This window comes from Mycobacterium sp. NGS56, assembly GCF_059812425.1.
In genome coordinates this window covers 283395-309791 of sequence record NZ_JCALCQ010000005.1, presented here as the reverse complement: position 1 = coordinate 309791, position 26397 = coordinate 283395, and the positions used below count along the sequence as shown (strand labels likewise).

Genomic DNA, 26397 nt, shown 5'->3' with positions numbered 1-26397 from the left:
TTGCGATCGCCACTAGAGCGGGTCGTCGGCTAGGCCGAGGGTGGCGACCCGCTGCGCCCGGCTACGCCGCGCTTGCGATCGCCACTAGGCCCGACGGTGGCGACCCGCTGCGCCCGGCTACGCCGCGCTTGCGATCGCCACTAGAGCGGGTCGTCGGCTTCCGGATTCCGGTCGGGCGGTACGGGTCCCTGCAGGGCGGTCTCGGTCGGATCGGCCGGAGGGTCGCCCTGTGGCGGCATGATCGGTAGCGGACCCGTGATCGGGTCCTCTTCGGAGTCGCCCAGGTTCTCGGTGCGGAACATGAAGAAGAACACCACCCAGCCGACCGCGGAGATGAGCAACCAACTGATCAACCGGTAGATCAGCATCGCCGAGATCGCGTTGGGCAGTGACATTCCGCTGGACACCAGGCCGGGGACCAGCACCGCCTCGACGATCAACAGGCCGCCGGGCATCAGCGGGATGGTGCCGACGGCGCGGGCGGCCGCGTAGGCGACCGTCAACCCGGCCACCGACGCGTGGTCCCCGGCGGCGTAGGCGGCGAACCCCAGGCAGGCGACGTCGGCGACCCAGTTGAACATCGACCAGCCGAATGCCACCCCCAGGTCGCGCCGGCCCAGGCTCACCGATTCCAGCTGCATCAGCGTCTCGCGCCACTTCTCCAGTCCGGTGTCGGCCGGCCTGCCGCGGACCGAGTTGACCCACGCCAACACCCGGCTGCCGATGCCGTCGATCAGCTCCGGTCGGGACGCGACGGCCTGGGCCAGCAGCAGCAATGCGACAAAGCCGCCGAGGGTGAACAGCAGCGAGAACGGGTTGTTCTTCGCGCCCAGCAGGAAAGCGCCGCCCAGGCCGAGCAAAGCCAAGCCCACCGCCTGCAGCACGCCCGACATCACCAACTGCCACGACGCCACCACGGTCGAGGCGCCCCAGAGCCGCTGCTGGCGGAAAAGGAAGGTGGCCGAGAGCACGGGTCCGCCGGGCAGCGTGGTGCTGAGCGAATTGGCTGCATAGAACGCGGCCTCGGAGCGCAACTGCTTGACGTGCACGCCGGCCGATTTGAGCAACGTGCGCTGGATCTGGGCAAAACTGTGCATCGACGCGGCCGCCGCCGCCGCCGAAGCCAGCAACCACCACCAGTTCGCCTCGTACATGCTCATCCAGGCTTTGGCCAGCTGATCCCAGCCCAGCGAAACCTCGACGGCAAGCACGATGGCTACCGCGCCGAGGATCACCCAGCGCACCCACCAGTACCTCCCCCGCGCAGTTTCTTCGCGCGGGAAGTCGAGATTGCGGGCGGGTGCGTCGTGCGGCACGTGATTTAGGGTAACGGTGCAGGTGGCGCAGCGATCGCTGCGGATGGCTTACCGTGTCGACGTCGTAACCGGATCGTGCCGACGCGACGGCCCCGAACGCGGGCACACGTCCGCGGTTACGTTTGACCCTGAACCGCGGCGGATAGGCTGGCCAAATGTCAGCAAACGTCGACGATGCTTCGGTCGAACCTCTTGTCCGCAAGACCGCAGCGTGGGCGTGGCGCTTGCTCGTCATTCTGGTCGCCGTGCTCGCCCTGTTGTGGGTGGTGAAAAAACTCGAAGTCATCGTCGTTCCGGTGCTGGTCGCACTGCTGCTGAGCGCGTTGCTGGTGCCGGTGGTCGACTGGCTGGACAAGCGGGGCCTGCCCCGCGGCGGTGCGGTGGCCCTGGTGTTGCTGGGCGGCTTCGCGATCCTGGGCGGCATACTGTCGTTCGTCATCCTGCAGTTCATCGACGGCCTGCCCGGCTTGACCGAACAGGTGACGAACAGCATCGAGTCGACACGCCGGTGGCTGACCCACGGGCCGGCGCATCTGCGCAACGAGCAGATCGACAACATGGGCAACGCCGCCATTGAGGCGTTGCACAACAATCAGGCGAAGCTGACCAGCGGCGCGCTTTCCACCGCGGCGACCGTCACCGAGCTGGTCACGGCGGCGGTGCTGGTGTTGTTCACGCTGATCTTTTTCCTCTACGGCGGGCGCAACATCTGGCAGTACGTCGTGCAGATCATCCCGCCGGATGTCCGTGGCCGGGTGCACGAAGCCGGTACTGCCGGATACGGGTCGCTGATCGGGTACGTGCGGGCCACGTTCCTGGTGGCCCTGACCGACGCGGCCGGGGTCGGCACGGGCCTGGCGATCATGGGCGTTCCGCTCGCGCTGCCGCTGGCATCACTGGTGTTTTTGGGTGCGTTCATCCCGCTGGTCGGTGCACTGATCTCGGGCCTGGTGGCCGTGGTGGTCGCGCTGCTGGCCAAGGGCTTCGTGTACGCACTGATCACGCTGGGCCTGCTGATTGCGGTCAACCAGATCGAGGCCCATCTACTGCAGCCGCTGGTGATGGGCCGTGCGGTCTCGATTCACCCGCTGGCGGTGGTGCTCGCCATCTCCACCGGCGGAGTGCTCGCCGGCATCGTCGGCGCCCTGCTGGCGGTTCCGACCGTGGCGTTCCTCAATAATGCGATCCAGGTGCTGTTGGCGCCCGATCCGTCCGCCGAGGCCGAGAAACAAACCGAGGACGCGGACGAGAAGAACGTCATCCTGCAGGCCGAGCCCGATCAACTCGAGGACGAATCCAGCTGAGCCCCAAAGTTTTTCGGCGCCTTTAAGGGGAGCCTCGTTACAGCCGGCCCTCGCGCCGCAGCAGATCCTGTGCGGACAGGCCGCCGCCGGAGCGTCGGCGTTGCCGTGACGCGTCGCCGTTCTCGCCCTGTTCGTGCGCGTTCACCTGCTCGGCGGGCGCGTTGGGGTCGCCGCTGTCCGGGCGCATTTTCGGCAGAGCGGTGGTGGGTTCGGCGGAGTCACCGGTGTCATCGGACCGGTCGCCGGGCACCGGGATGGCCCGCGTCTGATCGCCGGACGGGCGTGCCGCCGGACCCGGCGCCGGGGGGCGCGGGGCAGCCTGCGCTGCGGAGTTGGTGGGCGCGCGCATCTCGGCCGGGCGGTCATGGCCGGGCGTGCCCTGCGCGGAGAGGCGCGTCGTGCTGGCCTCGGTCGGCTGGTCGGGCCGCGCCGGACTACGCGTGCTGCTCGGGCTTTCGCCTATCCCGGCGCGCATGGTCGCACCGCTCGGGGACGGTTCCCGCGCCGGCCGCGGCTCGGCCGGGCGGGCCGGCCGTGGGGGCTCCGGGGCGCCGGGATGGGTGGGGTCGTGCGGTGGCCGCGGGGCCGCCGCGACCAGGCTGGCGGCGACGGGCGGCCGCGCGGGCCGGCCGTTGAGCGTCGGCCGCTTCCGTTCATCGGGCAGGTCGATCTCACCGAGCCCGATCTTGTTCTGCAGGCGACGGGCCCAGCGCGGTGCCCACCAGCAGTCGTCGCCGAGCAGCTTCATCACGGAGGGCACCAGGAACATTCGGACGACGGTGGCGTCCAGCAGCAACGCGGCCATCAGACCGAAGGCCAGATATTTCATCAACACCAGATCGGAGAACACGAACGAGCCGGCGACCACCGCCAGCACCAGCGCGGCGGCCGTGATCAGGCGCCCGGTGGTCGCGGTGCCGATCCGGATTGCTTCCGCCGTCGACATGCCACGCTCGCGCGCCTCGACCATGCGAGAGACCAGGAACACCTCGTAGTCGGTAGCCAGACCGAAACCGACCGCTACGACCAGCGCGATCACCACCACCATCAGCGGGGTGGGCGTGAAGTTCAACACGTTCGACAAGTGCCCGTCGACGAAGATCCAGGTCAAGATGCCCATCGTCGAGCCAAGCGTCAACGCGCTCATCAACACCGCCTTGATCGGCAACACCACCGATCCGAACGCCAGGAACATCAACAGCATGGTGGCGCTGAGCAACAGGACCAGCATCAGCGGCGCCTTGTCGAACAGGCTGTGGATGCTGTCCTGTTCCAGGGCCGGCGTGCCGCCGACGTAAAGGTCCAACCCCTTCGGGGGATTCACCGCCCGCAGTTCGTTGATTTTCTTGGCGGCATCGTTCTTGTTGACCAACCCGTTTTGAATCACTCGTACCGAGCCGTCCTTCGGCACCGTCGTCCCGTTCGGGCCGGCGACGCAGGGGTTGCCGGCGATGGTCGGGCAGGCCCGTTCCTCCCACTGTTTGTCGGTGAACCCGCCGATCGAGGAAATGCGGTTGCGGATGTCGGCGACCTGCTGGTCGGTTACCTTGCTGCCGTTGGTGCTCTGGATCACCATCGTCAACTGCTCGGTCCGGTAGCCGGGGAAGAGCTTGTCGAAGTGCTCCTGGGCCATGCGCACCGTGTTGTCCGGCGGCAGATACTTCTCGCTCATGCCGCCGAAGGACAGATTGCCCAGCGGAATCACCAGCAGGATCATGCCGACGGCGATCGGGATGGCGAACGCCAACGGGCGCTTCATCACCCAGTTGACGAGCTTGCCCCAGAAGCCGGCCTCGACCTCTTCGCGGGTCTTGGTCTTCTGCAGCCGGTCGGCCAGCCAGTTCAGATAGGCCCGCGAGTACTTCCAGTTCCGTAGGAACGGCACCCGGAACGCCGTACGCACGCCCAGCGCGTCCACGTGGCGGCCAAGGATGCCCAGGCAGGCGGGCAGGAACGTGATGGACAGCAACGCCGCCAGGCCCACCGCGGCGAAGATTGCGTAGGTCAACGAATGCACGAAGCCCTGCGGTAACACCAACAGGCTGGCGCTGGACGCGATGATCAGCACCGCCGAAAACGTCACGGTGCGCCCGGCGGTCATCACGGTTCTTCGCACCGCGGCCTCGGTGTCGTAGCCCTCGGCTATCTCTTCCCGGAACCGGCTCACCACGAAAAGCCCGTAGTCGATGGCGATACCCAGGCCGATCAGCGAGACCACCGGCTGGGCGAAGAAGTGCACCGGCCCGAACACGGCGACCAACCGCAGGATGCCCAGCGAGCCCGCGATGCTCAGGCCGCCCACGATGGCGGGCAGGCCGGCGGCGACGGCGCCCCCGAAGACCAGGAACAGGACCACTGCGACCAGCGGCACCGCGAGGACCTCCATGCGGCGTTGGTCGGTCGCGATCGTGCCTGTCAGGGCGTTGGCGATCGGCTCGAGCCCGGCCAGCTGCACCGTGCCCCCGTCGAGCTTCTGCAGATCCGGCTGGATGGCCTTGTAGTTGTTGAGGATGCTGTCGTCGTCATTGCCCTTCAGCGGGATGGACACGAAGGTGTGCTTCCTGTCCTCGCTGACCATCCCCTTGATGACCGGGTTGGTGCTGTCCGGCGCCGCCAGCCAGCCCGCCCAGCCGACGACCTGGTCGGGGTGGTCGGTCTTGAACTTGTTGAGTTCGCCGACGAGCTTGGCGCGCCACGCCGCGTCATCGGCCGTTTTTCCGTCGGGAGCGGTGAAGGTGGCCACGATGTGGCTGGTGCGATCACGGCCGTACGTCTGGTCGCCCAGCACCGAGGCTTTAACGGATTGGCTGCCGTCGTCGTAGAAGCCACTCTGTGTAACATGCTTGCCCAGGCTGACCCCGAAGACGCCGCCCAACAGACACAGAGCTGCCGTGACCCCGATCACGATGTACCGGTATCGGTACACAGTTCGACCCCACCAGGCGAACACGCAAGCTCCTTACTGGATCGTTAACGACCCGCGCATTGGTTTTCCAGTGTCACACACGCGCGGTCAGCAGCGCGGAGAGCGGCCGGAACGGCTGCAGCCACGCACCCTGGTCAGGCAGCGAATCTAGGCCGATCCGCGGCAACGGTTCCCGGAAGACTCCAGCGATGTCCTCCAGATCAACGAAGTCCAAGGTATCCGACGCTAGCGCCCAACTCGCATGTTCGCGAAATCCGATCACCTGAACGCTGACCCCGGTGCGTGCAATGTCTTCCAAAGGTTGACGGAACGCCTGACCGTCGGCGGAAGCCACCACCAGCGCCGCTAACCCTTCGGTCCGCCGCAATTCGATATGGGCCAGCATGTCGCGGTCGACGTCGCTGTCCTCGTCGATCTTCGGCTTGGCGAACACCGCAAATCCCACGTTTCGGAGCGCGTCCACCCAGGGCCGGACGACGTCGGCGCTGCCCGGGGCGATGTTGGTGAAGACGGTGGCCTCGGGTTCCACGACGACGCCGGGGCGATTGGCGCTGACCTCGGCCGTGCGCGACAACAGCCAACGCCCCAGGGCGTCGAACCGCGGGCGTTCCAGGGCCGTCGGGCGGCGGCCCAGGATGGAGCCCAGGCCCATGTCGAGGTTCGGCGCATCCCAGACCAGCAACACGCGTCCGCCCGGGGGAGAGAAGTCGCCCAGCTCGTCACCGGTCAGCACCGCCGGGGGCGCTACCGGTTCTGCCCTTGCCGCGGTCTCTTCGGTCAGGCTCATCTCATCGCCTACCCATCATCTAAGCCAAATGAATTCGGTGACGTCGCTGCCCGCTTCCTGAGCCTTCGTCTCGTACTTGGTGGTGGGGCGCACGATCGAGATCGGCAGCGCGGTGTCTGGACCGGCCGGGCGCAGCCGGGGTTCACCCGCGCCGACCTGAGCGATGTGGTCGGCGTAGCCGGCGTGGTCGGTCGCAACGTGCAGGACACCACCAGGGAGTAGCCGGTCGGCTATCAAGCCAATCGTGCCGGGCTGCAGGAACCGGCGTTTGTGGTGCCGGGCTTTGGGCCACGGATCGGGAAAGAAGACGCGAACCCCGGTCAGCGAACCCGGGGCGATGAGCCGCAGGACGTCGAGGGCGTTGCCGCGGATCAGCCGGATGTTGCTCACGTGGTCGCGGTCGATCGCGCACAGCAGCTGTGCCAGCCCGCGGCGGTAGATTTCCACCGCGACCACGTCGACATGGGGCTCGTCCTTCGCCATGGCTAGGGTGGAAGACCCACTGCCGCAACCGATTTCGAGCACGAGGGGGGCCGGTCGCCCGAACCATCCGGGGAGATCCAGCGGGGGTTCGGGGCGGTCGGATTCCTCGGTTGCGGCGCCCACCGACAGGCCGAGTTCGGGCCAGCGCCGCTCCCAGGTCTGGCGCTGTGCATCGGACAGCGCCGAGCGTCGCGATCGGAACGCCGTTGCCGGGAAATAGCGCTGGTCGGGGCGGTCCGAGTCCCCGGTCGGCGTGTCGGCAGCCATCGCCACCCCGCGCTGCGCATGCATTTGTCCATGGTGGCCTATAAACCTGGGATGTAGCCGCCCCTGGTCCGGATTGATACCCAACAGTTGCCTTCAACTGGTAACTGATTAACGGTGGCTCGCTTCTTGGTGACGCGGATGCCACCATTCGGTGGGACCGCTTGGCCCCGACGCCGCATGTGTTGGCGACAGCGCGGGCCGGGTACGGGGGTCATCCAGACCGAACAGGCGGGATATGAGGGCACAAGGACACCCAACTTTCGTCGACGAGCTGGCACGCTTTGCCGCCGGCCACGTCGACCCGCGCGTGACGGCGATTGCGGAGCGATCCGCCGCGCCCCTGCGCGTGGTTGTGCGCGGCCGTCGGGGGGTCGGCTGCCGCACCGTGCGCCGCGCGCTGGCCGCCGCGGGACGCGCCGCGGGGATCGCGGTTGCCGACCCGGTGACGGACCGCGGTGTCGACGCGGTTGTCTACGTGATCACGGAGGTGGTCAAGCCCGAGGACACCCAGGCGATCGCCGACGTCTCAGAGGCCGGGCGCCCGGTGCTGGCGGTGCTGAACAAAGCAGATTTGGCGGGCTCCCTGTCCGGCCGTGGCGTTGACGGCCCGATCGCGGCCGCGCGCGCGAGGTGCACGGAACTCTCGGCGCTGGTCGGCGTGCCCATGGAACCGATGATCGGTCTGCTCGCGGTCGCCGCGCTCGACGACCTGGACAGCAGCCAGTGGACGGCGCTTTCCACGCTGGCCGCGCACCCCGCTGGCACGGCGTGTTTCGAAGGATCCTTCGCCGGATTTCTGGCCGCTGATGCCCCGGTGCCGGCGGACGTGCGGCGGCGCCTACTGGACACCCTCGACCTGTTCGGCACCGCGCTGGCGGTCGCCGCGTTCCGGCAGGGCCGGACCCCGGCCCAGGTGCTGACCCTGCTGCAGCGGATGAGCGGCATCGACGGCGTCCTGGTCAGAATCGGCGCGCTGGGCGCCGAGGCCCGCTATCAGCGGGTGCTGGACGCCGTGGCCGAACTCGAGGCGCTGGCCGCGGGCGGCGGCAGGCTCGGCGAGCGCATCAGCGGATTCCTGTCCCGCGACGAGACCGTGTTCGCCCGGATGGCGGCCGCCGTGGACTTGGCCGAGGCGGCCGGCCTGGAGCCGGCTGACCGCAAGGCCGCCCTCGACGCGCATCGAGACCCATCCGCGCACCTGCCGCGGGCGGTGCGGTGGCAGCGCTACAGCCGCGCGTCGGCCAGCGAACTGCACCGCGCCTGCGGCGCCGACATCGCGCGCGGATCGCTGCGGCTGTGGTCCCAGGCCTGCGCGTCGCTGCCGGGGGAATCCTGGTGAGCGCCGAACCAAGCCAGGATCCCGCCGCCGAGGTGGACGCGCTGGTGGCGGCGGCCGGCCCCGGGCTGGATCCGCCCGCGATTCAGCGCCGCGACGTGGTGCTGGTGACCGGCCCGTGGATGGCCGGGGTCACCGCGGTGGCGGACGCCCTGCGTGAGCGGCTGCCGCAGCACGAATTCGTGGAGTCGACGGACCTGGGCCCCGGTGAGGTGCCGGTGGCCGTGGTGTTCGTCGTGTCCGCGGCGGCGAACCTGACGCCCTCGGACTGTGCGCTGCTGGACGCCGCGACCGAACACACCGACGCGGTCGTCGGGGTGGTGTCCAAGATCGACGTGCATCTCAACTGGCGGGACATCGTCGCCGCCAACCGCGAGTCGCTGGGTGCGCACGCGTCCCGCTACGGCCGGGCGTCCTGGGTGGGCGCGGCGGCTTTGCCCGACCTCGGTGACCCGGACGTCGACGATTTGGTCGAAGCCGTGACGGCGCTGCTCGATGACCCCGACCTCCCGCGCCGAAACAGGTTGCGGGCGTGGGAAGCCCGGCTGCAGACGGCGGCGCGCCGGTTTGACCGCGAGGTCGAGGGGTCGGGCCGGCGGGCCCGGGTTGAGGCGCTACGCGAGGAGCGCAGCACCGCGTTGCAGCGGCGGCGTCAGGAGAAAAGCGAGCGGACCATCACGCTGCGCGGTCAAATCCAGCAGGCGCGGGTCGCGCTGTCGCACTCCGCGCGCAACCGGTGTGCTGCGGCGCGCACCGAATTGCAGGAACACGCGGCGGGCTTGCCCCGGCGCGAAATGTCCGGCTTCGAGGCGCACGCCCGCCGGCGGCTGGATGCGGTGGTGGCCGAGGTCGGCGAAGGCACCGACACGCAATTGGCGGAAGTGGCGCAGGCGGTGAGCGTGCCGATGGAGTTGCCACCGCTCGACCAGCTGCCGGAGGTCAAAGTTTCGCCCCCGCCGCTGAAATCACGCCGACAGGAAACCTGGCTGATGATCGTGCTGGGCGTTGGGTTCGGGCTGGGTGTCGCGCTGACGCTGAGCCGGCTGATGAGCGGCCTAACCTCGCGGCTGAACCCCGCGCTGGCCGTGGCCGCGGCCCTGGCATGCGTGGCGATCTCGGTGGCGCTCACCTTCATGGTGATCAACATTCGTGCGCTGCTGCACGACCGGGCGCTGCTGGACCGTTGGGCGGGCGACGTCACATCATCGCTGCAGTCGGTCGTCGAGGAGCTGGTGGCCACCCGGGTGCTGGTTGCCGAATCGGTGTTGAGCAAGGCGCTGCTGGCTCAGGATGAGGCCGAGAACGCCCAGGTGTCGGCGTCGGTCGGCGTCATCGACACCGAACTGCGCGAGCACGCCCTGGCCGCCGCGCGGGCCGCGGCGGCTAGGGATCGAGACATGCCCGCGGTGACGGCGGCCCTGGCGGCCGTACGTGCAGAACTGGAAGAACCGGGTAACCGAAAAGAGGAAAGTCACTGCGACGACGTCGGCGGTGACGAGGCCGAGAAACCCGCATCGAGGAGCGCAGATGATGACCCATCAGGATCTTCTGAATCGTTGTTGTGAGAAGGCTTATACCTGCCCGAGGCTTCCCCGACAAGATCCTCACGATAACCTGTAGTTAACGCCACCAATTCCTTAATTGTGTGGGCGAGAGCATAGCGAGCGACACCAGCCCGATACGCAGACGAATTCAGGAGAGTTCGATGACCTCAGCGACCATTCCCGGTTTGGACACAGCACCCACGAACCACCAGGGCCTGCTGTCATGGGTGCAGGAGGTCGCCGAGCTCACCCAGCCCGACCGGGTGGTTTTCGCTGACGGCTCCGACGAGGAGTTCAATCGGCTGGCCACCCAACTGGTCGAGGCCGGCACCTTGAAGAAGCTCAACGAGAAGAAACACCCCAACTCCTACCTGGCGCTGTCCGACCCGTCCGACGTGGCGCGGGTGGAGTCGCGGACCTTCATCTGCACCGAGCAGGAGAGCGGTGCCGGGCCGACGAACAACTGGATGGACCCCTCCGAGATGCGGTCCATCCTGACCGACCTGTACCGCGGCTGCATGCGTGGCCGCACGATGTGGGTGGTGCCGTTCTGCATGGGCCCGCTCGGTGCCGACGACCCGAAGCTGGGTGTGGAGATCACCGACTCCGAGTACGTCGTCATCTCGATGAAGGTGATGACCCGGATGGGCAAAGCCGCCCTGGAGAAGATGGGCGACGACGGATTTTTCGTCAAGGCGCTGCATTCGGTGGGCGCGCCGCTGGAGCCAGGCCAGAAGGACGTGCCGTGGCCGTGCAACGACACCAAGTACATCACCCACTTCCCGGAGACCCGCGAGATCATGAGCTACGGCTCGGGCTACGGCGGTAACGCACTGCTGGGCAAGAAGTGCTACTCGCTGCGGATCGCCTCGGCGATGGCCCACGACGAGGGCTGGCTCGCCGAGCACATGCTGATCCTCAAGCTGATCTCCCCGGAGGACAAGGCCTACTACTTCGCCGCGGCGTTCCCGTCGGCGTGCGGCAAGACCAACCTCGCCATGCTGCAGCCGACGATCCCGGGCTGGCGCGCCGAGACCCTCGGTGACGACATCGCCTGGATGCGGTTCGGCAAGGACGGACGCCTGTACGCGGTCAACCCCGAGTTCGGTTTCTTCGGCGTCGCGCCGGGCACCAACTGGAAGTCGAATCCCAACGCGATGCGCACCATCGAAGCCGGCAACACCGTCTTCACCAACGTGGCGCTCACCGACGACAACGACGTGTGGTGGGAGGGCTTGGAGGGCGAGCCGGATCACCTGATCGACTGGAAGGGCAACGACTGGGTCTTGCGCGAAACGGATACCAAAGCGGCGCACCCCAATTCGCGTTACTGCACCCCGATGTCCCAGTGCCCCATCTTGGCGCCGGAGTGGGACGACCCGCAGGGTGTGCCGATCTCCGGAATCCTGTTCGGCGCGCGTCGTAAGACGACGGTGCCGCTGGTGACGCAGGCCCGCGACTGGCAGCACGGCGTGTTCATGGGTGCCACCATGGGCAGCGAGCAGACCGCCGCCGCCGAGGGCAAGGTCGGCACCGTGCGCCGCGACCCAATGGCCATGCTGCCGTTCCTGGGTTACCACGTCGGCGACTACTTCCAGCACTGGCTCGACCTGGGCAAGAACGCCGACGAGTCCAAGCTGCCCAAGGTGTTCTTCGTCAACTGGTTCCGCCGCGGCGACAAGGGTGAGTTCCTGTGGCCGGGCTTCGGCGAGAACAGCCGGGTGCTCAAGTGGATCGTGGACCGCATCGAGCACCGGGCCGGCGGCCAGGACACGCCGATCGGCATCGTGCCGACCGTCGATGACCTGGACCTGGAGGGGCTGGACGTGGACGGCGGTGACGTCGCCAAGGCGCTGAGGGTCGACCCGGCCGAGTGGCGCGAGGAACTGCCCTTGATCGAAGAGTGGTTCGAGTTCATCGGCGACAAGTTGCCCACCGGTGTCCGCGACGAGTTCGAGGCGCTCAAGCAGCGGCTGTCCGAAGCGGGCTGATCCCCGCGCGCGGTGGGGAAGACCTCAGCCGCTAATCGCCCTGCCGCCGTAGCGATCTCGGCAGGTACATTGCTCCCGCTCCGGCGTTGGCCGCCAGGTCGCCCGGGTTGGAGATGGCGCAACGCTTCAGCGACAGGCAACCGCAGCCGATGCACGAGTCCAGGTTGTCGCGCAGCGCGATCAACCCGGCGATCTGATCATCGAGGCGCGCGCGCCAGGTTTTGGACAGCCGGCTCCAGTCGGCGCGGGTCGGGGTGCGGCCGTCCGGAAGTGTGGCGAGTGCGTCGGCGATCTCATCGAGGCGTAGGCCGACGTTGCGGGCCGCCTTGATGAAGGCCAGGCGTCGCAGCATCTGCCGCTCGAAGCGGCGCTGGCCACCGGCGGTCCGGGTCGCCGTGATCAGGGCCTGGCTCTCATAGAACCGGATCGCCGATGCCGCGAAGCCGCTGCGCTTTGCTATCTCACTGACGGTGAACAAGTCTCGCTTATCCATTGGGGCCTTCTCGAATTCGGGACTTGACTTAAAGTTTACTTCAACTATCAGTATGGGGGGATGACTCAATCCAAACAGCAACCCGTCGCGATTGTCACCGGCGCCTCGCGCGGCTTCGGAAGGGCGGTTACCGCCGCCCTGCTCGACCGCGGTTGGACCGTCGTCGGCGATGCCCGCCGCGCATCTGAACTGAAATCAACTGTCCGAAAACTGAATTCAAGGAATTTCATCGCGCTGCCCGGCGACGTCACCGACGCAGCACACCGTGCCGAGTTGGTCGCGGTGGCACGCACTGCCGGGCCACTTGGCCTCCTGGTGAACAACGCCAGTCAGCTGGGGCCCAGCCCGCAACCGGTCCTCGCCGAGTATTCGGCGAGCGATTTGTGGATGGTGTACCAGACGAACCTGTTCGCGCCGCTGGCCCTGATCCAGGCGACACTGCCTGCGCTCGCCGGCAACGCCGGCGTGATCGTCAACCTGACCTCCGACGCCGCCGTCGAACCGTATCCCGGCTGGGGCGGGTATGGCTCGTCGAAGGCCGCACTCGACCAACTCTCGGCCGTCCTCGCCGCCGAGGCGCCCGCCGTCGCGGTGTACGCCTTCGACCCCGGTGACATGCGCACCGAGATGCACCAGGCCGCCTTCCCGGGCGAGGACATCTTCGACCGCGCCGAGCCGGAGTCCGTCGTGCCGGCCTTGCTGCGATTGCTGGACACGCACCCGGCGTCGGGGCGCTACCGGGCCGTCGAACTGTCGTTATCCGGAGCGCCGCGATGACTATGACGGCTCCGCGCACCCGTTTCCGCCGCGCCCCGGGCTCCGATGCCATCGAGCCGCCCGAAGCGCACGGCATCGCCCGCGATGCCGTCAAGCTGCTGGTAGCTCGCCCCGACGGCGTCAGCCACGCCCGCTTCGCCGACCTTGGCGATCACCTGCGACCGGGCGATCTGCTGGTGGTGAACAACTCCGCCACCATGCCCGCCGCGGTAAACGGCCACCGCGACGGCTGGCCCGTCGCAGTGCACTTCTCGACCCGGCGAGCCGACAGGAGCTGGGTGGTGGAACTGCGGCCCGCGGGGGCCGCGGCCGGACACCTCCCGGACGTTCGGCCGGGCGAACGTATCGAACTGCCAGGCGGCGGCGCGCTGATCGTCGAGGCGTCCTACCCCCAAACTGGGATCAGCGGCGCGCGGCTGTGGACCGCGCGGCTGATTCTCGAGGGTGATGTCGCGTCGTACCTGGCCCGGCACGGCCGGCCCATCCGGTACTCCTATGTGCCACGGTCGTGGCCGTTGCGCTACTACCAGACGGTCTTCGCCAGGCAACCCGGTAGCGCCGAAATGCCGAGTGCGGCAAGGCCATTCAGTACAGAACTAGTCACCGCCCTGGTGGCTGCGGGCGTCGCGATCGCACCGATCACGCTGCATGCGGGGGTGTCGTCGGCCGAAGCGGGCGAGCCACCGGTCGCCGAACCCCTCCACGTGCCCGCCGCCACCGCGCGACTGGTGAACTTCACGCGCGAGACCGGCGGACGGGTGATCGCGGTGGGAACGACGGTGACGCGCGCTCTGGAGTCCGCCGCCGCCGCGGACGGCGTGGTGCGGCAGGTGGACGGCTGGACGCACCTGGTGCTAGGGCCCGATCGCCCGTGCCGGGTGGTCGACGGCCTCATCACCGGATGGCATGATGCCGGCGCCTCGCACCTGTTGTTGCTGGAGGCGGTCGCCGGTCCGGAGCTGGTCGCCAGAGCGTATCGCGAAGCGATGGAACACGGCTACCTGTGGCATGAATTCGGCGACAGCGCGCTCCTACTGCCCGTGCCGGCGACCACTTAACACCCGTCAAGTTTGGCGGCGGTACAGTCTGCGCATGCAGATCCGCCCCTATATCGGCGCCGACAAACCTGCTGTCATCCTGTACCCGTCCGGAACGGTCGTCACCTTCGACGACCTCGAAGCGCGTGCCAATCGGCTGGCGCACCGGTTCCGCGCGGCGGGCCTGCGCGAGGGCGACACCGTTGCGATCCTGATGGAGAACAACGAGCACATCCACGCGGTGATGTGGGCGGCTCGTCGTAGCGGTTTGTACTACGTGCCTATCAACACCCATCTGACCGCAACAGAGGCGGCCTACATCATCGACAGCAGCAGCGCCAAGGCCATCATCGGCTCGGCGGCGCTGCGCGACACCCTCGCCGGGTTGGCCGATCATCTGCCGAGCGGACTACCTGAGCTGCTGCTGATCGCCGACGGCGACCTGCCGGGCTGGGAGCGATACCCGGAATGCGTTGCCGGACAGCCCGATACCCCGATCGATGATGAGATCGAGGGCGACCTGCTGCAGTACTCCTCGGGCACCACCGGCCGGCCCAAAGGCATCAAACGCGAATTGCCGCACGTGCCACCGGCCGAGGCGCCCGGCATGATGTCCGCACTCGTCGGTTTCTGGATGACGCCCGACTCGATCTACCTCAGCCCCGCGCCGCTGTACCACACGGCGCCGTCGGTGTGGTCGATGAGCGCGCAGGCCGGCGGCATCACCACGGTGGTGATGGAGAAGTTCGACGCCGAAGGCTGCCTGGACGTCATCCAGCGCCACCGAGTCACGCACGGCCAGTTTGTCCCGGCGATGTTCACCCGCATGCTGAAACTGCCTGACCACGTCCGCCATTCGTATGACCTGTCCAGCCTGCAGCGGGTGATGCACGCGGCGGCTCCATGCCCGGTGGAGATCAAGAAGCAGATGATCGACTGGTGGGGGCCGATCATCGACGAGTACTACGCGTCCTCGGAAGCACACGGGTCGACGCTGATCACCGCCGAGGATTGGCTGGCGCACCCGGGTTCGGTGGGCAAACCCATGGGCGGAGCCGTGCACATCCTCGACGAGCACGGCAACGAGCTGCCTCCCGGGCAGGCCGGCGAGATCTACTTCGAGGGCGGTTATTCGTTCGAATACCTCAACGATCCAACGAAAACCGCCTCGTCGCGCGACAAGCACGGCTGGGCCACGGTCGGGGACATCGGCTATCTGGACGACGAGGGTTATCTGTACCTGACCGACCGGCGTCACCACATGATCATTTCGGGCGGGGTGAACATCTACCCACAGGAAGCCGAGAACCTCCTGGTCACCCATCCAAAGGTGCTGGACGCCGCGGTCTTCGGGGTGCCCGACGACGAGATGGGCCAGCGCGTCGTGGCGGCCGTGCAGACCGTCGATGCGGCCGACGCCAGCGACGACTTCGCCGAGGAGTTGACGGTGTGGCTACGAGAACGCTTGGCGCACTACAAATGCCCGCGATCCATCGCGTTCGAAGCCCAGCTGCCGCGCACCGACACCGGCAAGCTCTACAAGAACGGGCTGATCGAGAAGTACTCGGTGTGACCGATGCTCGAGGTGGTCGACCTGTCGAAGGCGCCGCAGGACGGCCCGGTGTTCCCGTCCCAAGTGATCGTCGCCTTCGGCTCGGCCGCTGACATCGCCAAGGCCGGATTCTGGCTTGACGCAGCAACTTTCACGCTGACGGAGGATCGCTGCGCGGACCGGCGTGTGGTCACCGTCGACTCGGTGCCGGCAACCGTGGCGGAACTGACGGCCCGCTGTCAACTCTGGCCGCACGCCAGCGGTATCTGTGACGACGTGTTGCGCGCGGTGGATCCGCAAGGCTCGACGCTGTCCGGGGTGGTCACCGAGTCGTTGGCGTACTCGACCCTTCAGGCCGGCCCGGAGTTCGCGCAGTGGTTACGCGAGCGCGGCCCGGTCCGCATGCCCGAGATTCCCGACCCCGTGCGGGCAACCCGCGACGGCGACGTCGTGCGTATCGCGTTCAACCGGCCGCAACGGCACAACGCATTCTCCACCGATGCGCGCGCGGCGCTGTTGGAGGCGCTGACCGTTGCGCAGCTGGACCCATCGGTCACCGGCATCGTGTTGAGCGGCAACGGTCCGTCGTTCTGCAGCGGTGGGGACCTGGCCGAGTTCGGCACCTTCACCGATCCGGCGAGCGCGCACCTGGCCCGCACCCGCTACAGCCCCGCCCTGGCGCTCGACGCGCTGGCCGCCAGGCTGGGCCGCGCGTGCCGGGCGGAGGTGCACGGCAGGGTGGTGGGCAGCGGACTGGAGATGGCGGCGTTTTGCGGGTGGGTCACCGCCCGCGACGATGCGATGTTCGGGCTGCCCGAGCTGGCATTGGGGTTGCTCCCCGGAGCCGGCGGCACCGTCAGCGTCACGCGGCGGATAGGTCGTTGGCGCACAGCGTATCTCGTATTGTCCGGTCGCACCGTCGACGCGCATACCGCGCTGGCGTGGGGGCTGGTGGACGAGGCCCGAGGTCAGAATCCGGAATAGGTGGTGGTGGTCGTGGACGGGATGGAAGACACGATCGCTGCGAACATTGCGAACCACAGCACGACGCCGATCACCGCGGCGGCGGCGCCCACGACCGCGCCGATGATGACCCACTTCTTGGCATTGTTGGACGCCTCGTATGCCTCGGCGTACCGGCCCTGGGCCCACAACCCGGACACCTTGTTGGAGTAGACGATCGACACGATCCCGAACGGCAGGCAGCACAACACCGTGCACAAGATCGCCCAGACCAGATAGTTGTCGGGCTCCTGCATCCCCGGCTGCGGCGGCCATCCGGCGGGTGGTGGCTGGCCCTGCCATCCCGGGGGCTGCTGGGCCTGCCACCCGGCCGGCTGCTGGCCCTGCCACTCCGGTTGTTGGCCTTGCCATTCCGGTCGTTGCCCCGGCCATTCTGGTGAACCTCCGGGTGGCACGGGAGGGTAACTCATGGCGGCCGCCTTTCCCTGTGATTCCCGCGGCTGGCGAACAGCTGTACTTCCATACCGGTTTGCCCGCCGGAGAAGTCAGGTAAATATACTCCCAAACTTCGTTCTCGGGCCGTAGGATTGGCGGTTTGGCTCAGATTCCGCCGCGCGTCACCAGTTGCCGGGCAATCACATTTCGCTGGATTTCGTTGGTGCCCTCACCCACGATCATCAGCGGTGCGTCCCGGAAGTAGCGTTCGACGTCATACTCGGTGGAATAGCCGTAGCCGCCGTGGATTCGCACCGCATTCAGCGCGATCTCCATGGCGACCTCGGAGGCAAACAATTTCGCCATCCCGGCTTCCATGTCGCAGCGTTCGCCGCTGTCGTACCGCTCGGCGGCATATCGGGTGAGCTGGCGGGCCGCGGTGAGTTTGGTCGCCATGTCGGCGAGATAATTACCGATCGACTGGTGCTGCCAGATTGGCCGGCCGAAGCTTTCGCGCTGCTGGGCGTAGGCCAGCGCGTCCTCGAGCGCCGCGGTGCCGACACCCAGCGCGCGGGCGGCCACCTGGATGCGCCCCGTCTCGAGGCCCTTCATCATCTGTGAAAAGCCCTCGCCCGCAACGCCTCCCAGCAATGCCGTCGAAGGCACCCGGAAGTTGTCGAACGACAGCTCGCAGGACTCGACCCCCTTGTAACCCAACTTCGGCAGGTCCCGCGACACCGTCAGGCCCGGCCCATGCTCGACGAGCACGATCGAGATGCCCTTATGCCGCGGTTGGGCATCCGGGTCGGTCTTGCACAGCAGCGCGATCAGTCCGGAACGGCGCGCGTTGCTGATCCAGGTCTTGGATCCGTTGATCACCAGCCCGTCGGAGCCGGGCAGCGCGGTGGTGGTCAGGTTCTGCAGATCCGAGCCCCCGCCGGGCTCGGTGAGCGCCATGGTGGCGCGCACCTCTCCGCTGGCCATCCGCGGGAGGTAGTCGCGCTTCTGGTCCTCGGTGCCGAACAGGGTCAGCAGTTTGGCGACCACGGTGTGCCCGCCCATCGCACCGGCCAGGCTCATCCAGCCGCGCGCCAGTTCCTCGGTGACTCGCACATAGCACGGCATGGACACCGGCGACCCGCCGTACTCCTCCGGGACGGCCAAGCCGTAGATGCCTATCCTCTTCATCTGTTCGATCCACGCCTCGGGGTAGGTGTTGGCGTGCTCGACCTCGCGAATGCGCGGTTTGACGTCGCGGTCGATGAACGCCCGCACCGTGGCCACCAGCATCTCTTCTTCGTCGTTCAGTTCCCTGCTCACCCGCGATCACCCGATCCCATTTGCGCCGAACGTCGACTTGATGTGCGAAATCCCGCGGAATGGCGCCAACAAGTCGACGGTGGGTCGATGCCGAATTGACCCTCGATTCCACAGCCTGCCAGCATGGGTCGTTGTGACGAGTGACGGGTATGCGGGGATTCGCCCGGGGGGGCCCTACTTCGACGACCTCTCGGTGGGGCAGGTGTTCGACTGGGCGCCGTCGATGACGCTGTCGTCGGGGTTGGCGGGCGCCCACCAGGCGATCGTGGGCGACCGGCTGCGTCTGGCGCTGGACGCCGACCTGTGCGGGGCGGTGACGGGCCTGCCGGCGCCGCTGGCCCATCCGGGGCTGGTGTGCGACGTGGCGATCGGGCAGTCGACGCTGGTGACCCAGCGGGTCAAGGCCAACCTGTTCTATCGCGGCCTGGTGTTTCACCGGTTCCCGGTGATCGGCGATTCCCTCTACACCCGCACCGAGGTGGTTGGGCTGCGGTCGAATTCGCCCAAGCCGGGGCGGGCGCCGACGGGGCTGGCGGCGCTGCGGATGATCACGATCGACCAGGCCGATCAGCTGGTGCTCGACTTCTATCGGTGCGGCATGCTGCCCGCCAGCCCGGATTTCACGCCCGATGGGTCAGTGCCGCACGACGACCTGTCCTCCGTCGGCGCCGATGTGCCCGGCCCGGCTCACGATCCGACCGCGCAGTGGGACCCTGACGTGTTCCGCGACAAGGTGCCCGGCCCGCACTTCGATTCCGGCCTGGCGGGTTCGGTGTTGCACAGCACCGCCGACGTGGTCACTGGCGCTGCCGAACTCGCCAGGCTGACTTTGAATATTGCTGCCACGCATCATGACTCGCGAGTAGGCGGGCGACGCTTGGTGTACGGCGGACATACCATCGGGCTGGCATTGGCGCAGGCCAGTAGGTTGCTGCCCAATCTGGTGACGGTGTTGAACTGGCAATCCTGCGACCACACCGGACCCGTGCACGAGGGCGACACCCTGTATAGCGAGCTGCACATCGAATCCGCCGAGCCGACCGATCACGGCGGCGTGCTGGGGCTGCGGTCGCTGGTGTATGCCGTCGGCGACACCGAGCCAGACCGTCCGGTGCTCGACTGGCGGTTTCACGCGCTGCAGTTCTGACGCGTGTGTGCCACGCGCACAATGGGGACGTGAGCTCGGCCGCCACCAACTGGGGAAGCAGCGGGCTGGCCTACTTGACCGGGCCGCCCGACGGTCCCGCCGACTTCTCCCGCGCCAACGTGTTGACCCGCGCGCGCGAGGTCGCCACGGTGATCGGGGGCCGACTGGGTATCGACGTCGACGCGGCGAGCCTGCTGACCGGGCGGGCCGCATTGCTGGGGCTGACCCGCGGCGGTCGGGTGTCAGCAGGCGGCGCCACCCGCCTGCTCGGCGCCCACGATGGCTTCTGCGCCCTCACCCTCTCTCGTGCCGACGACCTCGACGCCGTCCCGGCGCTGCTGCAGGCCGACGGCGTGGCCGCCGACCCGTGGCCGGTGCTGCAGGGGTGGGCCGCCACCCGTCCGGTGGCCGAGATCGTCGAGCGGGCGGGCCTGCTCGACGTTCCGGTGGCGGGCCTGGGCGAGGCCGCACCCGCGCCGCCGCGAATAAGCGTGACAGCATCGCGTTCGGCGCCGCGCGCGCCGCGGGGTCTGCTGGTGGCAGACCTGTCCTCGATGTGGGCGGGACCGCTGTGTGGGCAGCTGCTGGCCCGCGCCGGAGCGATCGTCGTCAAGGTCGAAAGCCCGCGCCGCCCGGACGGTACCCGCGCCGGTAACCGGGCCTTCTTCGATTGGATAAACGACGGAAAGCTCTGTTACAGCGTCGATTTCGACAGCCATGCCGACGACTTGCGTGAACTGCTCGCGGTCAGCGACATCGTCATCGAGGGCTCGCGCCCGGCGGCACTGACGCGGCGCGGGCTCGGGCCTGAGGACATCACGCCGCGCGCAGGCCGAATCTGGTTGCAAATCACCGGATATGACGGACAACGGCCGGGATTCGGTGACGACACTGCGGTGGCCGGCGGCCTGGTCGGCACCAGCAGTGATGGGCCGGTGTTCTGTGGTGACGCCATCGCTGACCCGTTGACCGGTCTTCAGGCAACGCTCGCGGTGGCCGAATCCCTGGGCCGCGGTGGCGGCGAGTTGATCGGCGTATCCATGGCCGGGGTCGCCGCGACGTACGCGACCCTGCCGGTCGAGCCGTCGGCATCGCCGGTGCCGGCGTCGAAACCATCGGCTCCGCCGCCGGCATCGCGTGCGGCGCCCGCGCCGGGCGACGACAACGCGGCGGTGCGCCACCTGGTGAGCCAAAGGCGGGTGCCCTCATGCTGATTCAGCGGGCAACCCTGCTGGACGGGTCCACAGCGGACATCCGGGTGGGCGCGCTGATCGAGGAGATGGCGCCGCCCGGAGCGGGTTTGGTGGCCCGGGCCGGGGAGGGGGTGCTGTACGCGGGCGGCGGCACGGTCCTGCCCGGGCTGCACGACCACCATGTGCACTTGCGCTCCGCGGCCTCGGCGCTGGATTCGTTCTTCGTCGGGCCGCCCGGGGTCAGCAGCGCATCGCAGCTCACCCAATTGCTTGCCAACGCCACCCCGGGACCCGACGGCTGGATTCGAGCCGTGGGTTATCACGATTCGGTTGCCGGAGAACTCGATCGGGGCGCCCTCGACGCCATCGTTCCCCACGTTCCGGTGCGCATCCAGCACCGCAGCGGGGCGCTGTGGATCCTCAATTCCGAGGCCCTGGGCCGCGTCGGCCTGGCCGAACATCCCGATGGTCGGCTTCGCAGCGCCGACCGCGGCTGGTCGCTGGCGCTGCAGCAGCGCGAAACCGATCTAGCCGAACTGAGCCGGCAGATCACCGCGACCGGAGTCACCGGCGTCACCGACGCGACCCCCGATCTCGATGTCGACGACATCGAGTCGCTGACGACGGCTCACCGGCGCGGCGAGTTCCGGCCGCGACTGAATTTCTTGTCGCCGGGCAAGAAGATCCTGCACGACGACCGCCTGGATCTCGAGGCGCTCACGGAATGGATTGCGCGCCAACACGACAGTGGGCAACCGGTCGCCGTGCACTGTGTGACCGCTGCGCAGCTGGTGGTGACCATTGCGGCGCTGCGCGCGGCCGGCGGCCATCCGCAAGACCGCATCGAACACGCCGCCGTCGTGCCCGACGACAACCTGGGCGACCTCGCCGAACTCGGGATCACGGTGGTGACGCAGCCCAACTTCGTCGCCGAGCGCGGTGATCAGTACCTCGTCGACGTTCCCGTTGACGAACACGACCAGCTGTGGCGCGTCGCATCCCTGTGCGACGCGGCGGTGCCGGTCGCGTTGTCGACCGACATGCCGTTCGGGCACGGCGACCCCTGGACGGCGATGCGCGCCGCGGTACACCGCACCACGCCGCAGGGCGCCGTGCTGGGCGCACGCGAATGTGTTTCGGCGCGAAAGGCTTTGACGATGTTTCTGGGTCGGGCCGATCAGCCCGGCCAGACGCGCACGGTGGATGTCGGGCAGCCGGGGGACCTGTGCGTGCTCAGCGAGCCACCGGCTACGGCGCTGGCCGACCTGGACGCCGGGCTGGTTGCGGCCACCGTCATCGGCGGTGAGCTGGTGTACTTCGCGATGTGAGCCGTATCAGTCGGCGGGGGTAAACGCCGCCCGAAGGCTGTCACATCGGCTGTCGAAAAGTTGCCGGGACACTTGGGCTTTCGGCAAGACCAGGTCGAAGCCGTGGAAAGCACCTGGAATGATTTCGACCTGGCACGGCACCCCCGCGGCGCGAAGGCGTTCGGCGTAGGCCAGGTCTTCGTCGTGGAACAAGTCGTGCGTGCCCACGCCGATCCAGGCCGGCGGCAATCCGCTGAGGTCGTTGCGGCGCCCGGGGACGGCGCCCTCGGGGTCGGCGTTGCCCAGATATGCCGACCAGCCGAACTGATTGCTGCGGTTGTCCCACAGCCGGTAGTTCGCACTGGGCGTGGTGGCCGAACTGCGGTCATCCAGCATGGGATAGGTCAGCAGCTGGAACGCCGGGCTCACCTCGGCGCGATCGCGGGCCAGCAGGGCCAGGGCCGCCGCGAGCCCACCGCCGGCGCTGGCGCCGCCGATGGCTATGCGGTAGCGGTCCACCGAGGGCAGCCCGGCCAGCCAGGTCAGCGCCGCGTAGCAGTCTTCCAGCGGTGCGGGATACGGATGTTCGGGCGCCAGGCGGTATTCCACCGATGCGACGGTGATGCCCAGCCGCCTGCTGAACCCGCTGCAGAGCCGGTCGTCCTGTCGGGCGGTGCCGAACACGTAGCCGCCGCCGTGGATCCACAGCAGCGCGGGTGTGGCCTCGGTGGCACCGGCGGGCCGGAACAGCCGGACGCCGACGCCGGAGTCGAGCGTGATCACCTCGACGCCGGCGACGGGCTTGTGGAGGCGTCCCTGCCATGCGACCCCCACCCGCGTCATCGGCAGGGTCCGGGGGCTGACGAGCCGTCGAGGAGCGATGCGGGCGAATCGCCGCAGGTCAGGGTGAACATCGTTGTTCCTCACCGGACTAGTATCACCGACGCGAACAATCAGGGGACGGCGACGGGTGGCCTGCCGCATGCGCTACGACTTCAGGAGGCAGCGTGACCGCCGACAATCCCCGGCTGGCGTCGCGGTTGGTCGACACGGCCCTCGGGGCGATCCGGGTTCAGGTGAGTCCGGGGACCGGGCCCGCCGTCCTGATGTGGCCCAGCCTGTTGATGACCGGCGGTTTGTGGGCGGGTCAGGCCGCGCGTTTCGGCGACACCAACCGCCTAGTACTCATCGATCCACCCGGCCACGGGGGCAGCGCACCGCTGCGCGCGATGTTCAGTTTCACCGACTGCGCGCGCTGCGTCGTCGACCTGCTGGACGGCCTCGGCATCGACAGCGCGCACTTCGTCGGCAACTCGTGGGGCGGGATGATCGGCGGCACCTTCGCCGCCCTTTACCCCGACCGCCTCAACCGAGCGGTACTGATGAATTGCACAGCATCGAAAGCCGGTGTCGCGCAAAAGATGCAGTATGCGGCCATGGTGTGGTTGGCGACCGCGCTGGGCGGAATCCGGCCGCCGCTGACACGCTCGGCCGTCCGCGCCTTCTTGGGGCCGACGACGCTGCGCACCCGCCCGGACGTGGTGGATACCGTGCGGACCAACCTGCGATCGGTGAACGTGGATTCGGTCCGCTGGGCGGTGCGCAGCGTGGTTTCGATGCGGCCGGACCAGCACGACCTGCTGGGTCGCATCACGTCCCCGGTGCTCGTGGTCGCCGGCGTAGAGGACGCCACTTTTCCGGCGGCCGAAACTCGCACGATGGCCGACTCCATCGCGGGGGCGTGCTTCACCGTCCTCGACGGGGTCGCGCACCTCGCGGCGCTGGAAGATCCCGCGCGGGTGAACGAGCTGCTGGACGCCTTCTTGTTTGGTTGAATCAACCGGCCTGCCAGGGCCACCGATGTGGCGAAAACCCCTGCAGGAACGCAGCATTGCAACGCCGCCAATACGCCGGTGACCACGTAGTCCACCTCCGGCCGCTTCCGGTGGGTGAACCGCGCCGGGTGCTGCAACGTAGCCGCGGGGAGGAGCTAGAACGACAGCTGGATTAGCCGAGCCACGATCGGGGTATCGGAGCAATGCTGACGCACGTGCTTGCCGTCAGCTTGTTGGGGTTAGCCGGTACGTCGCCGCAACGTCCCGCACGGGACCGAGCGCCGGTGCACCGCCCGATCGGCCAGGACGCGAAGGACGTGAAATGCTTGGGCAACTTTACGATCGGGCACTCGGCGGCGAGCGATGTTGGATACGTCATGACGACGGGGAACTGCGACCCCTGCCGGCGCACAAATGGTCGGGTGTGCGATGTCCCGGTGATGGATCTGGTGACACCTTCGACGAAGTCTTCGATGAAGCTGTCACGCAGATGTGCACCGGGCCGACAATCGAGCTGGGCTGCGGCCCAGGCCGGTTGGTGGCGAGGCTGATTCAGCGGGGCATTCCCGCGCTCGGCATCGACCGGTCCGCGACCGCGATCCAGCTGGCGGGTCGCGGCGGTGCACCGGCCCTGTTGGGCGATGTGTTCGAGCCCTTGCCGGGAACGGGCCTGTGGCAGACGGTTCTGCTGGTCGATGGCAATGTCGGGCTCGGCGGGGATCCGCGACGAATTCTCGGGCGCGCCTTCGAGCTGTTGGCCCGCGGTGGACGTTGCATTGCCGAATTCGAAGCCGAAGCCATCGGCATCTGTTCGCGATGGGTCCGGCTGGAAGCGGCCGGCGAGGTCGGCCCCTGGTTTCGCTGGGCATCCGTCGGGGTGGACAGCGCTGCCGCGCTGGCCGCGCAGGTGGGGCTGACGCTGACCAGCGTCCGCTTGGTCGGCGGACGGGTGATCGCCGACCTGACGGCCAGGTAAGCGTGTCGTGTCGTACACAGCAAAAGTTGCAGGCTGCGGCGGAGAGCGAAAAGCTATCTGAGCAGTGTAAAAATCGCCTCCGGCGAGCACACCGGGCAAAGCGTTTTACCCGTCACCGCGCGTTGGACGAAAACGTCAGTTTGTGAACAGTCGTGAGGGGTACAGTCCCCTGCATGACGGTGCGTGGACCGGGCATGACCGATTGCGTGAAATGGCTGCTGCGGGCCCGTCCCGGTGACTATGCGCTGGCGTTGAGTGTGGCGGGGGCTTCGCTGCCCGTGGTCGGCAAGCATCTCGAGCCCCTGGGTGGTTTGACCGCCATGGGTGTCTGGGGTGCCCGGCACGCACCGGAGGCGATCTCCGCGGCGACCAGGGACTGGTTCCAGCCGGGAATCAACGACGTCCGCCGCCGCGATCGGGAGAGCACCCGGCAGGTGTCCCTCGCCGCGTTGCGTGGGGTCGTATCGGCAGCGGATCTCGAGATGGACTGGCCCGTCGCGGAAAAGACACCGCCGATTTGGGACGGCCTGCGCCAGCGCCGTTATGTCTATCGCCGCGCGGTGCACTACGGCGACCACCCCGATCAGGTGCTCGACGTCTGGCGGCGCAAAGACCTGCCCGCACAACCCGCTCCGGTCCTCATCTTCCTGCCGGGCGGCGCTTGGGTGCACGGCAAGTGCATGGGCCAGGGATCGGCGCTCATGTCACGGCTCGCCGAGCAGGGCTGGGTATGCCTGGCGGTCAACTACCGCGTCGCGCCGCACCACCGCTGGCCGCGTCACATCATCGACGTCAAAACCGCCATCGCGTGGGCGCGTGCCAACGTCGACAAGTTCGGCGGCGACCGCGATTTCGTTGCGATAGCCGGATGCTCGGCCGGGGGCCACCTATGCGCGCTGGCCGGGTTGACGCCCGACGACCCGCAGTTCCGGGCGAAGCTGCCGGAGGGCGCCGACACCTCGGTGGACGCCGTCGTGGGGATCTACGGCCGCTACGACTGGGAGGACCGCTCGACACCGGAGCGCGAGCGGTTCGTCGAGTTCTTGGAGCGCGTCGTGGTGAAGAAGTCGATCGCCCGGCGGCCCGAAATCTTCCGCGACGCGTCCCCGATCGCGCGCGTGCACCGCAACGCGCCGCCCTTCCTGGTCATTCATGGCAGCAAAGACAGCGTGATCCCCGTCGGACAGGCACGCAGCTTCGTCGAACGGCTCCGGGCGGTGTCGCATTCGATGGTCGGCTACCTCGAATTTCCCGGCGCCGGCCACGGATATGACCTCATCGACGGCGAGCGAGCCGGCGCCGCCGCGCACGTCTCATCGCTGTTCCTCAACCACATCTACCGCACCAAGACGCGGGTCGGAGCAAAAGAGGTCATCTGAACCGCCGCCGCTGAGTATGGTCCCCTCTA

Annotated in this window: 22 protein-coding genes; 14 read left to right on the top strand and 8 right to left on the bottom strand. The window is 68.0% G+C overall.

The window, feature by feature from the left end; translation table 11 throughout:
- Positions 1 to 140: 140 nt before the first annotated feature.
- The gene (locus AC5Y4F_RS16155; protein WP_499997579.1) at positions 141 to 1316 is read right to left on the bottom strand and encodes a lysylphosphatidylglycerol synthase transmembrane domain-containing protein; all 1176 of its coding nucleotides are present in this window, start codon (positions 1314 to 1316) and stop codon (positions 141 to 143) included.
- Between the two features lie 155 nt (positions 1317 to 1471).
- Here AC5Y4F_RS16155 and AC5Y4F_RS16150 point away from each other — a divergent pair, with 155 nt between their 5' ends.
- Entirely contained in the window at positions 1472 to 2620 is a 1149-nt protein-coding gene (locus AC5Y4F_RS16150) for an AI-2E family transporter (RefSeq protein WP_067931648.1), read from the top strand.
- A 37-nt stretch (positions 2621 to 2657) separates the two neighbouring features.
- Here AC5Y4F_RS16150 and mmpL3 read toward each other — a convergent pair whose 3' ends face one another.
- The 3 genes from mmpL3 to trmB are packed head-to-tail and all read right to left on the bottom strand — an operon-like array spanning position 2658 to position 7125.
- Positions 2658 to 5570 carry a trehalose monomycolate exporter MmpL3 gene (gene mmpL3, locus AC5Y4F_RS16145; RefSeq protein ID WP_499997578.1) on the bottom strand — a complete coding sequence of 971 codons (2913 nt, stop codon included), beginning with the start codon at positions 5568 to 5570 and terminating at the stop codon, positions 2658 to 2660.
- Between the two features lie 49 nt (positions 5571 to 5619).
- Positions 5620 to 6333: an NYN domain-containing protein gene (locus tag AC5Y4F_RS16140; RefSeq protein WP_067931652.1), complete on the bottom strand. Its 714-nt coding sequence runs from the start codon at positions 6331 to 6333 to the stop codon at positions 5620 to 5622.
- Between the two features lie 15 nt (positions 6334 to 6348).
- Positions 6349 to 7125: a tRNA (guanosine(46)-N7)-methyltransferase TrmB gene (gene trmB, locus AC5Y4F_RS16135; protein ID WP_197520479.1), complete on the bottom strand. Its 777-nt coding sequence runs from the start codon at positions 7123 to 7125 to the stop codon at positions 6349 to 6351.
- Positions 7126 to 7318: 193 nt separating this feature from the next.
- On the opposite strand from trmB, the gene AC5Y4F_RS16130 reads away from it, so the two are divergent.
- The 3 genes from AC5Y4F_RS16130 to AC5Y4F_RS16120 all read left to right on the top strand — a co-directional run bounded on the left by AC5Y4F_RS16130 (position 7319) and on the right by AC5Y4F_RS16120 (position 11954).
- Positions 7319 to 8422: a hypothetical protein gene (locus AC5Y4F_RS16130; RefSeq protein ID WP_067931655.1), complete on the top strand. Its 1104-nt coding sequence runs from the start codon at positions 7319 to 7321 to the stop codon at positions 8420 to 8422.
- On the top strand, positions 8419 to 9984 hold the full coding sequence (locus AC5Y4F_RS16125; protein ID WP_499997577.1) for a hypothetical protein: 1566 nt from the start codon (positions 8419 to 8421) through the stop codon (positions 9982 to 9984). Before AC5Y4F_RS16130 ends, AC5Y4F_RS16125 begins: the two co-directional genes overlap by 4 nt.
- A 140-nt stretch (positions 9985 to 10124) precedes the next feature.
- Positions 10125 to 11954, top strand: coding sequence for a phosphoenolpyruvate carboxykinase (GTP) (locus tag AC5Y4F_RS16120; protein ID WP_499997576.1), 1830 nt, complete (start codon positions 10125 to 10127; stop codon positions 11952 to 11954).
- Positions 11955 to 11985: 31 nt separating this feature from the next.
- On the opposite strand, the gene soxR is transcribed toward AC5Y4F_RS16120, so the two are convergent.
- Complete coding sequence (gene soxR / locus AC5Y4F_RS16115) at positions 11986 to 12447, bottom strand: redox-sensitive transcriptional activator SoxR (RefSeq protein WP_067931661.1); 462 nt, start codon at positions 12445 to 12447, stop codon at positions 11986 to 11988.
- Positions 12448 to 12507: 60 nt separating this feature from the next.
- Here soxR and AC5Y4F_RS16110 point away from each other — a divergent pair, with 60 nt between their 5' ends.
- The 4 genes from AC5Y4F_RS16110 to AC5Y4F_RS16095 are packed head-to-tail and all read left to right on the top strand — an operon-like array spanning position 12508 to position 16797.
- Positions 12508 to 13224, top strand: a complete 717-nt coding sequence (locus AC5Y4F_RS16110; protein WP_499997575.1) for an SDR family NAD(P)-dependent oxidoreductase — start codon at positions 12508 to 12510, stop codon at positions 13222 to 13224.
- A complete protein-coding gene (locus tag AC5Y4F_RS16105) occupies positions 13221 to 14282 on the top strand; it encodes an S-adenosylmethionine:tRNA ribosyltransferase-isomerase (protein WP_499997574.1) in 1062 nt (353 codons plus the stop codon). Before AC5Y4F_RS16110 ends, AC5Y4F_RS16105 begins: the two co-directional genes overlap by 4 nt.
- A 34-nt stretch (positions 14283 to 14316) precedes the next feature.
- The gene (fadD4, locus tag AC5Y4F_RS16100) at positions 14317 to 15834 is read left to right on the top strand and encodes a fatty-acid--CoA ligase FadD4 (RefSeq protein ID WP_499997573.1); all 1518 of its coding nucleotides are present in this window, start codon (positions 14317 to 14319) and stop codon (positions 15832 to 15834) included.
- A 3-nt stretch (positions 15835 to 15837) separates the two neighbouring features.
- Complete coding sequence (locus AC5Y4F_RS16095; protein WP_067931669.1) at positions 15838 to 16797, top strand: enoyl-CoA hydratase/isomerase family protein; 960 nt, start codon at positions 15838 to 15840, stop codon at positions 16795 to 16797.
- Here AC5Y4F_RS16095 and AC5Y4F_RS16090 read toward each other — a convergent pair.
- Entirely contained in the window at positions 16782 to 17246 is a 465-nt protein-coding gene (locus tag AC5Y4F_RS16090; RefSeq protein WP_067931671.1) for a CD225/dispanin family protein, read from the bottom strand. The genes AC5Y4F_RS16095 and AC5Y4F_RS16090 overlap by 16 nt on opposite strands.
- A 130-nt stretch (positions 17247 to 17376) precedes the next feature.
- Positions 17377 to 18519, bottom strand: coding sequence for an acyl-CoA dehydrogenase family protein (locus AC5Y4F_RS16085; RefSeq protein WP_067931808.1), 1143 nt, complete (start codon positions 18517 to 18519; stop codon positions 17377 to 17379).
- A 145-nt stretch (positions 18520 to 18664) separates the two neighbouring features.
- Here AC5Y4F_RS16085 and AC5Y4F_RS16080 point away from each other — a divergent pair, with 145 nt between their 5' ends.
- Genes AC5Y4F_RS16080 through AC5Y4F_RS16070 form a run of 3 tightly spaced genes read left to right on the top strand, consistent with a single transcriptional unit; the run spans position 18665 to position 22199 of the window.
- A complete protein-coding gene (locus AC5Y4F_RS16080; protein ID WP_067931673.1) occupies positions 18665 to 19678 on the top strand; it encodes a MaoC family dehydratase in 1014 nt (337 codons plus the stop codon).
- A 29-nt stretch (positions 19679 to 19707) separates the two neighbouring features.
- Positions 19708 to 20892 (top strand): CoA transferase, encoded by a 1185-nt coding sequence (locus AC5Y4F_RS16075; RefSeq protein WP_499997572.1) that lies wholly within the window; start codon positions 19708 to 19710, stop codon positions 20890 to 20892.
- The gene (locus AC5Y4F_RS16070) at positions 20886 to 22199 is read left to right on the top strand and encodes an amidohydrolase family protein (protein WP_499997571.1); all 1314 of its coding nucleotides are present in this window, start codon (positions 20886 to 20888) and stop codon (positions 22197 to 22199) included. Before AC5Y4F_RS16075 ends, AC5Y4F_RS16070 begins: the two co-directional genes overlap by 7 nt.
- Before the next feature lie 6 nt (positions 22200 to 22205).
- Here the strand turns inward: AC5Y4F_RS16070 and AC5Y4F_RS16065 are convergent, their stop codons facing one another.
- The gene (locus tag AC5Y4F_RS16065; protein ID WP_067931680.1) at positions 22206 to 23105 is read right to left on the bottom strand and encodes an alpha/beta hydrolase; all 900 of its coding nucleotides are present in this window, start codon (positions 23103 to 23105) and stop codon (positions 22206 to 22208) included.
- A 179-nt stretch (positions 23106 to 23284) separates the two neighbouring features.
- Between AC5Y4F_RS16065 and AC5Y4F_RS16060 the strand changes: the two genes are divergently transcribed.
- From AC5Y4F_RS16060 to AC5Y4F_RS16050, 3 genes are all read left to right on the top strand, one after another.
- Entirely contained in the window at positions 23285 to 24013 is a 729-nt protein-coding gene (locus AC5Y4F_RS16060) for an alpha/beta fold hydrolase (protein ID WP_499997593.1), read from the top strand.
- A gap of 322 nt (positions 24014 to 24335) precedes the next feature.
- Positions 24336 to 24989, top strand: coding sequence for a class I SAM-dependent methyltransferase (locus AC5Y4F_RS16055; protein WP_067931684.1), 654 nt, complete (start codon positions 24336 to 24338; stop codon positions 24987 to 24989).
- A gap of 173 nt (positions 24990 to 25162) precedes the next feature.
- Positions 25163 to 26368 (top strand): alpha/beta hydrolase, encoded by a 1206-nt coding sequence (locus AC5Y4F_RS16050; RefSeq protein ID WP_067931686.1) that lies wholly within the window; start codon positions 25163 to 25165, stop codon positions 26366 to 26368.
- Positions 26369 to 26397: the final 29 nt, after the last annotated feature.

Excerpts from the sequence above, each read along its gene's own strand:
- fadD4 (WP_499997573.1), top strand. The coding sequence starts at position 14,317 with ATGCAGATCCGCCCCTATATCGGCGCCGACAAACCTGCTGTCATCCTG.
- AC5Y4F_RS16150 (WP_067931648.1), top strand. The coding sequence starts at position 1,472 with ATGTCAGCAAACGTCGACGATGCTTCGGTCGAACCTCTTGTCCGCAAG.
- AC5Y4F_RS16110 (WP_499997575.1), top strand. The coding sequence starts at position 12,508 with ATGACTCAATCCAAACAGCAACCCGTCGCGATTGTCACCGGCGCCTCG.
- AC5Y4F_RS16130 (WP_067931655.1), top strand. The coding sequence starts at position 7,319 with ATGAGGGCACAAGGACACCCAACTTTCGTCGACGAGCTGGCACGCTTT.
- AC5Y4F_RS16120 (WP_499997576.1), top strand. The coding sequence starts at position 10,125 with ATGACCTCAGCGACCATTCCCGGTTTGGACACAGCACCCACGAACCAC.
- AC5Y4F_RS16095 (WP_067931669.1), top strand. The coding sequence starts at position 15,838 with ATGCTCGAGGTGGTCGACCTGTCGAAGGCGCCGCAGGACGGCCCGGTG.
- AC5Y4F_RS16140 (WP_067931652.1), bottom strand. The coding sequence starts at position 6,333 with ATGAGCCTGACCGAAGAGACCGCGGCAAGGGCAGAACCGGTAGCGCCC.
- AC5Y4F_RS16070 (WP_499997571.1), top strand. The coding sequence starts at position 20,886 with ATGCTGATTCAGCGGGCAACCCTGCTGGACGGGTCCACAGCGGACATC.
- AC5Y4F_RS16055 (WP_067931684.1), top strand. The coding sequence starts at position 24,336 with ATGCTTGGGCAACTTTACGATCGGGCACTCGGCGGCGAGCGATGTTGG.
- AC5Y4F_RS16060 (WP_499997593.1), top strand. The coding sequence starts at position 23,285 with ATGTGGCCCAGCCTGTTGATGACCGGCGGTTTGTGGGCGGGTCAGGCC.
- soxR (WP_067931661.1), bottom strand. The coding sequence starts at position 12,447 with ATGGATAAGCGAGACTTGTTCACCGTCAGTGAGATAGCAAAGCGCAGC.
- AC5Y4F_RS16090 (WP_067931671.1), bottom strand. The coding sequence starts at position 17,246 with ATGAGTTACCCTCCCGTGCCACCCGGAGGTTCACCAGAATGGCCGGGG.
- AC5Y4F_RS16050 (WP_067931686.1), top strand. The coding sequence starts at position 25,163 with ATGACGGTGCGTGGACCGGGCATGACCGATTGCGTGAAATGGCTGCTG.
- AC5Y4F_RS16105 (WP_499997574.1), top strand. The coding sequence starts at position 13,221 with ATGACTATGACGGCTCCGCGCACCCGTTTCCGCCGCGCCCCGGGCTCC.